The organism is Olivibacter ginsenosidimutans (genome assembly GCF_039542865.1).
GTDB lineage: Bacteria > Bacteroidota > Bacteroidia > Sphingobacteriales > Sphingobacteriaceae > Olivibacter > Olivibacter ginsenosidimutans.
Window position 1 is genome coordinate 1 of sequence record NZ_BAABIQ010000044.1, and the last position, 13,175, is coordinate 13,175.

Annotated in this window: 12 protein-coding genes; 3 read left to right on the forward strand and 9 right to left on the reverse strand. The window is 39.0% G+C overall.

The window, feature by feature from the left end; genetic code table 11:
* Nucleotides 1-193 precede the first annotated feature (193 nt).
* Nucleotides 194-775, reverse strand: a complete 582-nt coding sequence (locus tag ABD930_RS19585) for a DUF4230 domain-containing protein (RefSeq protein WP_345234527.1) — start codon at nucleotides 773-775, stop codon at nucleotides 194-196.
* Between the two features lie 151 nt (nucleotides 776-926).
* On the opposite strand from ABD930_RS19585, the gene ABD930_RS19590 reads away from it, so the two are divergent.
* From ABD930_RS19590 to ABD930_RS19600, 3 genes are all read left to right on the forward strand, one after another.
* Nucleotides 927-1,469 (forward strand): gluconate 2-dehydrogenase subunit 3 family protein, encoded by a 543-nt coding sequence (locus tag ABD930_RS19590; protein ID WP_345234529.1) that lies wholly within the window; start codon nucleotides 927-929, stop codon nucleotides 1,467-1,469.
* Between the two features lie 11 nt (nucleotides 1,470-1,480).
* Nucleotides 1,481-3,196: a GMC oxidoreductase gene (locus ABD930_RS19595; RefSeq protein ID WP_345234531.1), complete on the forward strand. Its 1,716-nt coding sequence runs from the start codon at nucleotides 1,481-1,483 to the stop codon at nucleotides 3,194-3,196.
* 124 nt (nucleotides 3,197-3,320) lie between these two features.
* Complete coding sequence (locus ABD930_RS19600) at nucleotides 3,321-4,646, forward strand: DUF6600 domain-containing protein (RefSeq protein ID WP_345234533.1); 1,326 nt, start codon at nucleotides 3,321-3,323, stop codon at nucleotides 4,644-4,646.
* 33 nt (nucleotides 4,647-4,679) lie between these two features.
* On the opposite strand, the gene ABD930_RS19605 is transcribed toward ABD930_RS19600, so the two are convergent.
* The 8 genes from ABD930_RS19605 to ABD930_RS19640 form a co-directional block, all read right to left on the reverse strand.
* Nucleotides 4,680-5,276, reverse strand: coding sequence for a DUF4833 domain-containing protein (locus ABD930_RS19605; protein WP_345234535.1), 597 nt, complete (start codon nucleotides 5,274-5,276; stop codon nucleotides 4,680-4,682).
* Between the two features lie 12 nt (nucleotides 5,277-5,288).
* Nucleotides 5,289-5,699 (reverse strand): GtrA family protein, encoded by a 411-nt coding sequence (locus ABD930_RS19610; protein ID WP_345234537.1) that lies wholly within the window; start codon nucleotides 5,697-5,699, stop codon nucleotides 5,289-5,291.
* Nucleotides 5,686-6,438, reverse strand: coding sequence for a CDP-alcohol phosphatidyltransferase family protein (locus ABD930_RS19615; RefSeq protein WP_345234539.1), 753 nt, complete (start codon nucleotides 6,436-6,438; stop codon nucleotides 5,686-5,688). The genes ABD930_RS19610 and ABD930_RS19615 overlap by 14 nt, the downstream gene beginning before the upstream one ends.
* Nucleotides 6,439-6,516: 78 nt before the next feature.
* Nucleotides 6,517-7,149 carry a sterol desaturase family protein gene (locus ABD930_RS19620; protein WP_345234541.1) on the reverse strand — a complete coding sequence of 211 codons (633 nt, stop codon included), beginning with the start codon at nucleotides 7,147-7,149 and terminating at the stop codon, nucleotides 6,517-6,519.
* 69 nt (nucleotides 7,150-7,218) lie between these two features.
* Entirely contained in the window at nucleotides 7,219-9,795 is a 2,577-nt protein-coding gene (locus ABD930_RS19625; protein WP_345234543.1) for a DUF5686 and carboxypeptidase-like regulatory domain-containing protein, read from the reverse strand.
* Nucleotides 9,796-10,011: 216 nt separating this feature from the next.
* Complete coding sequence (locus ABD930_RS19630) at nucleotides 10,012-11,130, reverse strand: hypothetical protein (RefSeq protein WP_345234545.1); 1,119 nt, start codon at nucleotides 11,128-11,130, stop codon at nucleotides 10,012-10,014.
* A gap of 68 nt (nucleotides 11,131-11,198) precedes the next feature.
* Nucleotides 11,199-12,404 (reverse strand): serine palmitoyltransferase, encoded by a 1,206-nt coding sequence (spt, locus tag ABD930_RS19635; RefSeq protein ID WP_345234547.1) that lies wholly within the window; start codon nucleotides 12,402-12,404, stop codon nucleotides 11,199-11,201.
* A gap of 53 nt (nucleotides 12,405-12,457) precedes the next feature.
* Nucleotides 12,458-12,907, reverse strand: coding sequence for a MarR family winged helix-turn-helix transcriptional regulator (locus ABD930_RS19640; protein ID WP_345234549.1), 450 nt, complete (start codon nucleotides 12,905-12,907; stop codon nucleotides 12,458-12,460).
* Between the last annotated feature and the right edge of the window lie 268 nt (nucleotides 12,908-13,175).

Sequence of the window (13,175 nt, forward strand, 5' to 3'; positions counted from 1 at the left end):
ACTTTTGTTCATACTTTTTTGTGTCGTAACTCAAAAGTATAAATCTCGGAGCAGTTCGATTAATTTCTACTGCTCCTTTTTATTTTTCCCGGACACTAGTGATAAAAATTAAATTTTAATCGTGGACGGTTCATTTCTTTTTTTGGCCGTATCTATCGAAGAAAAAGAAATTAGCTCGGTTTATACAAATGGATTAACGGAAGGCAATCGTAACCTCTAAACCCGTAATATTAGCTAACATGGGTTTGAAAATTATTTCCGCATTTTCTTTTGTCTTCCCTAAAATATCCATTTCTTGTGCATTCTTCAATAACCGTTGTTCCGCCAATTTATATACGCCCTCAACTAAATGCTGGGTATCTCCAGGTAACCACGCCCCACTTATATCGTAGATTTTAGATCGCTTATGGTCTAATCTAACGTAACAGATTTCTGGTGCTGGTAGATAGATGGTAATGGCATTTGAACCTTGCTTAACAATATCTTTTTCAGTGATCTTTTTTAGGTCAATACAACCGGTAACCTCCCCTACTGCTATAAATAATACCCGTTGGTCTGGAAAGAAATACCTCAATTCTTTTCGTTCGATGACATCCTTCATTGAATATTTGACCAATTCTAATTTACCGATATCAGCGATACGCTCCAGCATAACCTCTTCCCTGATTACGTGGTCTGCTGTTGGATTAAATTTATGGTAGGCCAGCCAAGCGGCAATAAGAAGCACGCCAAAGGTTATAAAAAAGCCAAAAATGACAACAAACCGTCTAAACATGTATTTTTTCTTTTAGGGTGGAACAAAGCATTGTCCGAAAGGTTTACTTTTAGGTTAAGATTTTGGCTACTGATTTCCATCTTCGCGATTTTATCGTTAATATTGAAGGTTAGTATCGACCAGTAGGCGATCGAATCTCAACTACAGTTAGATGAAGAGAAGAGCAGTTATAAAAAATCTTTTAATCGTTGCAGGTGGTGTGGCCGTACTACCCTCCTGTACAACAAATTCTGGTAAAGCCTCTATCCAGTTAAACCGTATAACGATTGATTCGGATCAGGAGCAAATATTATCTGAAATTACAGAAACCCTCATTCCCCGAACGGATGGCCCCGGTGCAAAAGATTTAAACCTCCACTTATTTGTACTCAAAATGGTAGATGATTGTCATAGTAAAGATGATCAAACCTGTTTTATAAATGGATTGAATATCGTAGAAGATCTGGCACAAAAACGGTTTAATCAATCCGTTAAAGATATTACGGCTGCACAACGGCTAACCCTTTTACAGGAATTGGAAAATACCGAAAATAAAGATCAGGATAGCTATCGGTTTTACACCATTACTAAACGACGGACTATTCAAGGTTTCTTGAATTCAAAATATGTGATGAGCGATTTAAAACGTTATGAGCTTATTCCGGGAAGGTATAATGGCTATTTTCCCGTTAAATCGTCATCAAAAACAAGTTAAGCAAATACATCATGTCAAATTTAGCTATCGACAGCGTGAAAGACCGCACCTTCGATGCCATAGTTATAGGCTCTGGTATCAGTGGAGGTTGGGCCGCTAAAGAGCTCACAGAAAAAGGATTGAAGACACTTGTCTTGGAACGGGGAAGAGAGGTTAAGCACGTAGTCGATTATCCAACGACTAACCTCTACCCTTACGAATTGGCACACCGGGGTGAAGTGCCGTTAGCCATCCAAGAAGCCGCTCCTATTGCCAACCGATGTTATGCATTTAAAGAAGATGCCTTACATTTTTTTGTTAAAGATCAAGAACATCCTTACATTCAGGATAAGCCTTTCGACTGGATAAGAGGCTATCAGGTAGGTGGAAAATCGTTATTATGGGCAAGGCAGACCCAACGCTGGTCTGATTTCGATTTTGAAGGGCCGGCACGTGATGGTTTTGCTGTAGACTGGCCCATTAGGTACAACGATATTGCTCCTTGGTACAGCTACGTCGAACAATTTGCCGGAATCTCTGGAAATCGCGATGGGTTAAAAGAATTACCCGATGGCGAATTTCTGCCGGCTTATCCGTTGAATGCTGTTGAAGATTATTTCAAAGGAGTACTTGCTAAGAAATACCATGGCCGACATGTGATCAGTGCCCGTTGTGCCCATCTCTCCAAACCCAACCAGATCCATCTCGATCAAGGCCGCGTACAATGTCAAAATCGTGTGCTTTGCCAAAGGGGCTGCCCTTTCGGTGGTTATTTCAGTAGCAATGCCAGCACAATTCCCTGGGCACAAAAGACGGGAAAACTAACCTTGCGCCCTTTCTCTGTAGCCCATTCTGTAATATACGATGAACAACAGGGAAAAGCTATCGGCGTAAAAGTGATCGATGCGCAAACGAAGGAGGAGATCGATTTTTTTGCCAAAATTATCTTTGTTAATGCAGCTGCCCTAAATACTAATCTCATCCTGCTCAATTCAACATCCAACCGTTTTCCGGATGGCTTAGGAAATGATAGTGGCCTATTAGGTCGATACGTTGCTTTTCATAATTATAGTGCGCGCATTAGTGCAGAATATGACGGACTGATGGAATTTAAAACGGATGGAAGAAATCCTGCCGGTGGTGGGTATATTCCAAGATTTCGAAACGTATTTAAACAAGAAACCGATTTTCTACGTGGTTACGCGGCGGGATTCTCTGCTTATCGTGCTAGTAATAGCGATACCTCCTTAGTAGGTCGTTCTTTAAAAGACCAATTATTGAACCCCACGTTGGGTCCATGGCGCGTGGGCTCGCATATGATGGCAGAAACCATCCCCAAAGCAGAAAGTTATGTTGCCTTATCGGAAGATAAAAAAGATGATTGGGGTATACCATTGTTGAAAATAGCAATTGATTACGACGATAATGACGCCAAGATGAAGGCCGACTATATCGAGCAGCTAACGGAAATGTTTACCGAAGCCGGATTTACCAATATCCAATCCAACGTAGCGGGCCAAGCTCCAGGGCTTGATATCCATGAAATGGGTGGCGTACGTATGGGTAATGATCCCAAGACATCATTGTTAAACAAATGGAATCAGATGCATCGCTGTAGTAACGTCTTTGTTACCGACGGGGCTTGTATGACGTCAACATCAACGCAAAATCCGTCCTTGACCTATATGGCTTTCACGGCACGGGCGGTTGATTATGCAGTAAATGAATTAAAAAAGCGTAATTTATAGGTTTTGTGTAAAAAGGATTAGAAATAGAAAAAGATAAACACGCATAGGTACATGGTTAAACTTTCTGGCCTCCTTCTTGTCAGATATTATAGCAAACAGATGGTGGGACTTAAAACTTTGAGCCATGAAAACAATAAGCAATATACGCGCACTACTTTTATCGTTAACGTTCCTATTAATCTTTGGAATGTTACAAAAAGTAGCTGCTCAACCGGGAGTAAGTATCTCTTTCCAACAATTTTATGACGAATTATCTCCCTATGGCGAATGGATTGATGACCCTGATTATGGTTACATTTGGGTACCGGATGTAGAACCAGATTTCCAACCATACGCTACGAACGGGCAATGGGTAATGACCGATTATGGAAACACTTGGGTTTCCAATTACAATTGGGGATGGGCTCCTTTCCACTATGGACGGTGGAACTACAACAATCGATTCGGCTGGTCCTGGATACCTGGTTATGAATGGGGGCCTGCATGGGTCAGCTGGAGAAGCGGCGGTGGTTACTATGGTTGGGCTCCTTTAAGCCCCGGTATTAGTATCGGCGTCAGTGTAAATATTCCCGCAAATTTTTGGATTTTTGTTCCGCAACGTTATCTATTGAGCCCTTCTATTCATCGGTATTATGCACCTAGAAGAACCGTTGTTAATGTGTATAATCGCACAACGATTATCAACAACACTTATGTGCATAATAATCGTACTTATGTTAGCGGCCCAAGACGGAGTGATATACAACGGGTAACCCGTACTTCGGTTCCGGTACACCGTATAGCCGACGCTAGCCGCCCCGGTGCGGGTAGAGTTTCGGGCAGATCTGTTGAAATTTACAGACCAACGGTTAATAAAAACACATCTGCCAGGCCAAGTAGAATTTCCAGTTCGACAGCATCGAGAACAAGCGTTAGCAGACCGACTGGAAGTAGGTCTAGTACTGCACGGCCAACAACAAGTACGACAAGAGCTACAGGAAGTACCACTAGGCCATCAGGGTCTAACGCTAGATCTACCGGTAGCAGCACTACACGTCCAACGGGAAATACGGCAAGGCCTTCGAGAAGCACAGTAAAGCCTTCAGAGAGCACGGCGAGACCTACGGGAAATAGGACGACAACAAGACCTAGCACGACCACCAACAGACCTAGTGTCGCTAGTCCAACTAGCAGGTCTAGTTCTTCACGCCCCTCAACAGGTGCGGTGGCCCCTACCAGAGGTAACAACAATACTCGTGTTTCACAACCTACGCGTAGCCAAGGGGTACAACGGCCTACCGCTACACCGTCTAGCGGAAGTAGATCTACTGGAGGTGCAAGAGCAACCAAGCCAGCAACACAGGCAAGCCCAGCGGTTCAGTCTCGTCCGCAACGCGTTGAACGGTCTTCAAGCCCTAGTACTTCCAGAAGTTCCAGTTCTACCACGAGGCCTAGCAGAGGTAGCCGATAATGTTAAACTAAAAAGACCCCGCTCGGGGTCTTTTTAGGGTTTAAACCGCATTAAAGTTTTCTTTCCCGAATCTACTTCTACACCTTTAAGTTCTATATATTTAACATCCGGATTCCAAAACGTCCCCCCATCACCGATACGGATAAAAATACGTTCTAAAATAGCCTCCTTATTATTGATCGTTGCGTATATCCTAAAAACACCCTTCACATCCTTTTTCAAACGCATAGGTAACTTATTATAAGCTACAGACCGTACATCATACGATCCGTCAGACAGTTTTTTGGTATTAATTCCATAAGCAAATTTCCGTTGGATAAAATTAAGATCTTTCTTTACTCCTCCTTCTGGATAGCGAATCCAAAAGGCATGTATCGGATTCGATAAGTCGAGTTTACCATCTTTATCGATGTTCAACGTATAACAAATGGTATTGGTATTTGGATCACGTTGAATATAAAACAGCAAATGATCAATATCTTTTGGAGTGGGAAACGAATCTACATAGGTTACATGCCTTTTATAATTTGCGACAACCGTATTTTTAACCACAGATCCCGCATAAGCAGTCGTCTGCCCTATTATAAATAGCAATAAATAAGAAAATAGTAAACAGCAATTCTTCATCATAAACATCAATTTTTACGGTGTATTCCTCTTGAATACCCAATATCGTTGTAACGTGTAATTAAACCCTAAAGAAACCAGTATATCAACAATTATTCGGCTTATCCTATAATCGGCGTGTACTCCTTCCGTCAGAAGATAGGTGCCAGAGGATTTCAATACGATGCTTCCTCCTACCATTGTGATAAACTTCATCAGCTGTATCGTCAGATGATCCTTAGCACGTATACCACTTGCTCCAAAAGTCCAATGGCGATTAATTGTAAAATTAATGATTGCTCCAATAACGCCTCCGATAACGATGGAAATCGTATAATGAATATGCAACAGTTCGGTACAGGCAATCATAGTTAAATAATCAACTATACCACCAAAAAACGCAGAAAATTGTGCCTTGAGGAACGTATAAAAGTTATTTTTCTTCACCAGTGGGAAGGTTTTGTTTAGCTGCCTTTTCCTCAATATCACGTGCATCACCAAGCTTTAACAATTTTTTAGTGTCTACCACATTAACAATAAACAAAATAGCAACCACCAGTGCAGAAAAAATATTAACTGTTTTAGGGATGAGTACTTCTAAGATAAATATGGTACTGATAATGACCCTAATCTCTGTTGGCCCTACAACTCCAGCGTCTATCGTATATTTATCCGTTATCTTATAGCGCAATAAGGCGATAATCATTGCCCAACCATATAATGCGACAAAAAAATAGGAGAGCAATTCATAACCGTTACCGAGATAGACGATAAAACCTACGCCCATAATAACAGTATTGATCCAATCCATAATAATGTCTAAGGAGAACCCATACCATTTTCGTGGAATATTTCGGTAATAAGCTATCCTACCGTCCAACGAATCGCCAAACCAATTCACTAATAATCCCAATACCCCCAATAAGAGAAAGATACGATCAGCATAATTCGCCGCCAAAAAACCGACCAAAACAATAATCCCCCCCAAAACACCTATAGCGGTAAGCATATTCGGTGTCATCCATTGCGGCACCTTCGTTACCAAATAAGCAATCGCTCGTTGTTCTGCACTTTTCAGTAAATTGGTGCGCTTTCTATCTTTGAAAATATTTTTATTTTCCGTTTTGATTGTCTTAAGATTTACGTCTTGCTGGTTTTCATCTGTTCTTAAGCCCGTATTCCGCATCTTTTTTCCTACCAATAACCTGCCACAGACCACTATTTGAACAGACCATTATTTAAATTAAAGGAGGTTCAATAGCACCTATTTTGCTTTTTTCTTTTTATTGAAGTTGGAACCAAAAATAATATCCCAAAAGGGAGAACTTACCCCATAACCTTTATCTGCATCCTGATAATGGTGTAACATATGGTGTTGTTTAATCTTTTTCATGATCCCACTTTTGAAATTATAGTGGTGCATCGCATAATGACCTATATCGTAAAAAAGATAGCCCACAATAAAGCCGGGAAAAAATGCAGCCATTTGGATATCACTAAAGAACAATTTAAATAAAAAGTAAAGCGCTAGCGCCAAAGGAATACTTACCGATGGAGGCATAACCAAGCGCAATTTATCCATAGGATAGTCGTGATGAACTCCATGAAATATAAAGTGTAAGCGCTCCATAATTTTCCCTTTAGGCGGCAAGTGAAAAACAAAACGATGCATCACATATTCGGTAAACGACCATACAAATAGACCGATTACAAAATAGCCTATATAAAAGCCTATAGACACACTATAATCCGCAAAGGCTTTCCAAGTAAAGTAGATAATAACCGGCACATATAATATCAAAGGCACTGTAAAATGCACCTTAGTCAGCGGTTCCAGCAAATTGCTTTTGAACATCCGCACAGACTCCTGAGAGTTAGAAACATAATTCTTTGCCATGATAATACGATCTATGAAGCTTGTATCAATAATATAGTACAAAAATACGTAAAAAGCTAGCCAATTCCACTAAAAATCGAATTTAACACGAGCTCGTACTCCCCACTCAGATACATTCGGATTTTCCAGATAAGTAAACCGTCTAATCAGATCTACCCTAACCAACTTAAATATATTAGCGATGCCCACACTTCCTTCAACATAGGGGGTGCTACCCAATGCATACGAAATAGGCAAACCGTTCTCATCAGCAGAAAATTTATATACCGCATCATTAAAGTTAGGGTTATTTTCGTTTCTTAAACCTCCCCATAAACCTTTAAAACTGACCACTTCACGCCATTTTAAGCGCTTAAGTAAGGGGATTTTGTTGAAGATAAATCCATTAAGATAATATTGTACATTAACAGATGCATAATGATCACTGACAAATTCCAAGAAGTTCATTAAGTTATACGAATTCAACTGATAAGCATAAGTCTGGTTTGCGTGATGGATATCAAGCAAGGGGAATGGAATATTTTTCCCAAAAATGTACCCTCCTTCCAACGTAATATCCGAATAACCAAATTGCGATAAGTAAACACGTTTAAAGATATTGGCACTAAAGTTATGGTACTCATTAGTACTGTTAAAAACGTCTTTTAGGCCTAAATTATAACGTAATGTGAATATCGGGTATTTATTAAAAATCGGAATGCGATAAACCTTACCTTGATAAAACTGCTCATGAGGGGCGTAACGTAACTCGACGTTTACTTCTGCTGAGGTGAGTTCATTGATGGTATGCAGGTTTCCATTAGCGTCTGTTTGTTGATAAAGCAGCACACCCGCTGGGCGCTGGCGCCAATGTGTAAATCCAAGCTTATAAGAAAATCTACTGGGCAATTCATGTACATATTCTAATTTAGCAATATCATTATATAACCATCGGTTATTATCTCCGCGTTTAAACGATAGTAAAAAATTATCCTCCTGAACGAATTGCAATTCTTGGCCAGGGATCTTAGTATCGTGTTGATAGCTGGCTTTCAAATAATGCAAAGGGAAAGAATACACCGATTTGTTATTCAGTGAATACGTAACACTTCCAAAATATTTCCACTTTTTATCCTTAAAACCATAAGCTCCATACGTTTCAAAAAACATCCGCTTACTCAAATCCGTCGTGGTACGACCTCCTAACCGTAGGCGAAATCCTTCTACCGGATTCCAGCTATAAAAGGTGCTCGCAGGTCCCATTTCAAATTTACCAAAGGATTTGTAACCAGCCAAAAGCACAGTACCCCAATCCATAATCCGTCGGAATGATTTAATCGTTTGTAAGGTATCGACATTTTTGTAAATGCCTACCTCACGAATTTCTAAAGGCATGTGCCGCACGCTCTTCCAATATTCTTCTGTTGTTTTTACGTCAGGGTTATAAGCAATTTCTTCATCAGGCCCTTTATAAATACTATCCGGCTGAGACTGTCCTATTTCATATTTTTGATAAGAAGCGGTACGTTCACCTAAAATACCTCCTCCTTTATCGCCAAGTGCGAATTCCATAGTCAAGGTACTTTTGCTCAAGTGATAGCGACCATCTGGATTCTTGCTATATTCCAGCTTAGCCTGTAAATCACGCATAAAGTTCAAATTAATGTCTTTATTAACAGTCAAGTATGCATTTTGTACCGCATAGTTACCATCTAAGGTGATATACAATTTTCCTTCGAACAATAAATCAGCCTTATTGCGCGGTACAAAGCTTAGCTCCACTAGCCAAGGCTGTTCCGTTTTCACCGTATCGCTGATAAAGAATTTATAAAACGTAGGCGAATTGTTTGCAATCGGACTCAAAAACAAATTGGTCGTAATAGAAATATCGTTGTCATAGATGTTGATATCTTCGTATAATCGGTGCAAGTAGTTACTGACACCATCGTTGTCTATAAAATGCGGATCAAATTCAGCCTGCTTATTGGCTAAAATATAGCGTTTCATTTTATAGGGATTTTTACGAAAATAGATATTGGATAACTTTTCCTCCATATACGCGGGAAGTACATTCTTCCCTCCTATGGCGTTAGAATCCTGCTCGGCAAATAGAAATTGATAATTTCTGAAAATCCTTTTCTCTTTAAACTTATCTGATAGATTACTCAAGGCCATAGACAGCTTGCTGTATTCTTCATATTGCACATAATCATAGTTCTCCATCTGATTCTCTTTTTTATGTGCAATAACCTTCCGAATTAGCTCAACTGCAGGATTATTTTTATTTTTATATCTTCCTTTTTTACTTGATACAACAACTTCATCCAACATTTTAGCATCCACTTTCATCTGAATGTTAATCACTTGGTCTTCTCCTACTTGAATTTCTTTCTCGATTGGTAAATAGCCAATATAGGCGAATTTTAGCTTGGTATGGTTTCCTTCGATCTTGATGCTAAAATGACCTTCATCATCACTCGATGTACCGATAGTTGTTCCCGGTATGAGCACACTTACATAAGGAAGGGTTTCCTTTGTTGCCGCATCCGTTATAACTCCCCGTACGAGGGTAGTTTGCGCACGAACAAAGGATGCTGCAAGCAATAAAAAAAACAATAGATAGAAACGGGTAATATGTTGACGAAATGTTGCAGTAAATATTTTCACTTTTTTAAATCAATTTGTAGGGTATCTGCCATTTAACCAATTATGCATGCAAAATAAAACATTTCATATAAGACTATTGTGGTCAAAAAGTCAAAAATTAAAACCTTCTTTACAGATTTACACCGACTTATCACGAAAAATAAGGGATAGCGTTCTTGAAAACGAATAACGCAACAGCATATAAAATGAGAGGCTTAAGATGGAAACACTACTATTTTAAATTGGTTTTTCAAATAAACGGTAGCGTTTATACAATTCCCCGTTAATCTGCTCAATAGCGTGGTTCATTAAGTAATTGTCTTCCAGCATCCAAGAGCACTCGGCATATTCTAACTTAGTACCTTCTGCATTTTTAATTAATCTACCATAAAGACACGCTTCAATTCCTAATTTACGATAACCATCGATAACGCCCAAAAGCAATACCCTAACACCAGTAACATTTTTGAGTCCGAATAAAAGCTTGAATATTCCTGTCGGAAAAAGTCTCCCGCGCTTAATCTTGATCAGTATTTGATTAATATCTGGAATTCCTAAGGCAAATCCGACCATTTTATCGCCTTGCTCAGCTATAATAGCATATTTGGGATCGAGCAAAAGCGCGAGATCTTTAGCCATGTAATTAAACTCGTCATCTGTCATGGGTACAAAACCCAGATTCTTATCCCATGCACTGTTATAAAGTGCTTTTATTTTAGGAATCTCGTTTTTTAAATTCTTTTTATCAATTTGCCTTATGCGAATATTACTCCGTAGCAAGCGATTCTCTAAAGCTTCAAGCAAACGAACTGACCGATCATTTAGGTTATTCCGACGAACGAGATAAGCGAGCAAATCCGTTTGCTTCTTTAAACCGGTATGAAGCAACAGCGATTCATAATAAGGTTTATTATAGGGCATCATGGCCACAGGAGGTCTATCAAATCCCTTAACTAATAATCCACAAGTTTCGTTAGTAGACAGGTTCACCGGACCTACGATTTTGGTTGCTCCTTTAGTCTTCAACCAGACAATAGATTGATCCAATAAGGCATCTACTACTTCTTGATCGTTTATGGTATCAAAAAAACCAAAAAAACCATCATTAGCACCGGTAAACGCATTGTGATTGGTGTTATATATTGCTGCAATCCGACCAACCACCTGATTGTCCCGATAAGCTAAAAACAATTGAATATAAGAATGTTTATAAAAGGGATGTTTGCCTGGTGTAAGTATGTCGCGTTGCGCCACAAACAACTCCGGTACATAGTTTGGATCATCCTTATATAACTCATGTGGAAAATCGATAAATGTTTTCAACTGGCTTTTAGATGATACTTCAACTATGTTCATAGTAAAAAATAGTACTTATAGCTTATAAATTATCAAATGTAGCTTATAAATTATCAAATGGACAACGTTTATGCAATTTTAACAAATTCACTAGCAAAAGTCTCTTGATAAACTTTAGTTAGTTTATGAATAGCTTCGTCTATTTGGCTGAATGTATGGGTAGCCATCAAGGAGAAACGAATAAGCGTATCCTGCGGCGCAACAGCGGGAGATACTACCGGATTAACAAAAATCCCATCTTCCTGCAAACGCTTTGTGATTAAAAATGTTGCATCATTATTACGGATATAGACCGGTAAAATAGGGCTTTCCGTTTTTCCTAAATCAAAACCATTTTCCAACAATTGTTGCTTAGCGTATGCTGTATTTTTCCACAAATTATCAATGTGTTCCGGTTCAGACTGAATAAGATCTAAAGCGGCTAATACACTTGCTGCAGCAGCCGGTGTCATACTGGCACTAAACATCAATGAACGTGCTCTATGCTTTAAAAATTCGATGGTAGCTGCATCAGCGGCAAGAAAACCACCCAGAGAGGCGAGTGATTTGCTAAATGTGCCCATAATAACATCTACATCGTCTGTTAAACCAAAATGGGATGCCGTGCCTGCACCTTGTTTACCGATAACACCTAAACCATGTGCATCGTCAACCATAACTGCGGCGTCGAATTCTTTAGCAATCTGCACTAAATCTGGTAGCTTAACAAAATCGCCTTCCATGCTAAAAACACCATCTACGGCAATCAATTTTACAGCATCTTCGGGCAGTTGGCTAAGCTTGTTCCGTAGATCAGCCATATGGTTATGCTTATACTTAATTACTTTCGAAAACGATAAACGACAACCGTCAATGATTGAGGCGTGATCGCTTTCATCCAAAATCAGGTAATCATTCCTGCCTGTAAGACACGAAAGCGCACCTAAATTTGCTTGAAAACCCGTACTGAATAAAACAGCACCTTCTTTTCCGACGTAATCTGCAAGTCTGGCTTCTAATTCCTCATGAATATCGAGTGTTCCGTTCAAAAATCGAGAACCTGCACATCCCGTTCCATACTTCGCGGTAGCTTTTTGAGCAGCTTCAATAATTTTTGGATGGTTGGTAAGACCCAAATAAGAATTTGAGCCGAACATAAGTACCTTTTTCCCGTTAATAATAACTTCCGTATCTTGTCCAGATTCGATTGGTCTGAAATAAGGATAAAGGCCTTTTTCTTTTATAACCGCCGCATCTTTAAAATCTGCAATACGCTTGTCAAAATTTCTACTCATCTAATTAAAATTTAAAGCCAATGGGCTTATCTACTTTTTAATTTAATACAATTTTATATGATATGTATATTTTGCAAATTATTTCCAATCGATTTAATAACTTGCATAAAACGGTCATGCTCCGGACTTTTAAGGCTATTGAACAATACTTTTTCCAGATTTACGATTTTATCTTTAATAAGTCTTGCCAAGGCCCTACCTTTTGGCGTAAGCATCACACAATTTTTTCTTTTATCTGCTATATCTGTCGTTACACATACGAGCTCTTCCCGCTCTAGATTAGAGATTGTTCTCAATACCGATGATTTATCCCGTCCAATCTCATCAGCAATCTGTTGCTGCGGAAGTCCTTCCTCCGGTATACTAAATAAAACAGGCAACTGTTCTATCCGCACATCGATACCTTGCGCAGACAGATACTGATTGGCTTTATTGCGCAATAACTTACTCAAGTTATCGAGGTGGAATATCGCTAAATCATCATTATTTTTAACCTGATTCATCTATATCAAAAATCGTTTACATATCAACTAATAATGCCACAAATATCAACCCAATATTAAATTAAAAAAAGGTTAATATTTCGCCAAAATTGGTCTTTTTTTCGGTATAAAAATCCTCTTGCTTCCTGTTTCTTTTGCTTTTTTAGGTCAAAAATCCGTTTTTATTGGCTAAATAATGCATTTACTATTCTATTTTAATTTACAATAATACGTCTAAATTTCTGTATTTTTAAAATGTTTTTGATTAACCCCCTTTTCCCCATGTTAA

What these genes read in the sequence shown, in the direction of transcription:
- ABD930_RS19585 (WP_345234527.1), bottom strand. Translation starts at nt 775, where the DNA reads ATGTTTAGACGGTTTGTTGTCATTTTTGGCTTTTTTATAACCTTTGGC.
- ABD930_RS19590 (WP_345234529.1), top strand. Translation starts at nt 927, where the DNA reads ATGAAGAGAAGAGCAGTTATAAAAAATCTTTTAATCGTTGCAGGTGGT.
- ABD930_RS19595 (WP_345234531.1), top strand. Translation starts at nt 1,481, where the DNA reads ATGTCAAATTTAGCTATCGACAGCGTGAAAGACCGCACCTTCGATGCC.
- ABD930_RS19600 (WP_345234533.1), top strand. Translation starts at nt 3,321, where the DNA reads ATGAAAACAATAAGCAATATACGCGCACTACTTTTATCGTTAACGTTC.
- ABD930_RS19605 (WP_345234535.1), bottom strand. Translation starts at nt 5,276, where the DNA reads ATGATGAAGAATTGCTGTTTACTATTTTCTTATTTATTGCTATTTATA.
- ABD930_RS19615 (WP_345234539.1), bottom strand. Translation starts at nt 6,438, where the DNA reads ATGCGGAATACGGGCTTAAGAACAGATGAAAACCAGCAAGACGTAAAT.
- ABD930_RS19620 (WP_345234541.1), bottom strand. Translation starts at nt 7,149, where the DNA reads ATGGCAAAGAATTATGTTTCTAACTCTCAGGAGTCTGTGCGGATGTTC.
- ABD930_RS19630 (WP_345234545.1), bottom strand. Translation starts at nt 11,130, where the DNA reads ATGAACATAGTTGAAGTATCATCTAAAAGCCAGTTGAAAACATTTATC.
- spt (WP_345234547.1), bottom strand. Translation starts at nt 12,404, where the DNA reads ATGAGTAGAAATTTTGACAAGCGTATTGCAGATTTTAAAGATGCGGCG.
- ABD930_RS19640 (WP_345234549.1), bottom strand. Translation starts at nt 12,907, where the DNA reads ATGAATCAGGTTAAAAATAATGATGATTTAGCGATATTCCACCTCGAT.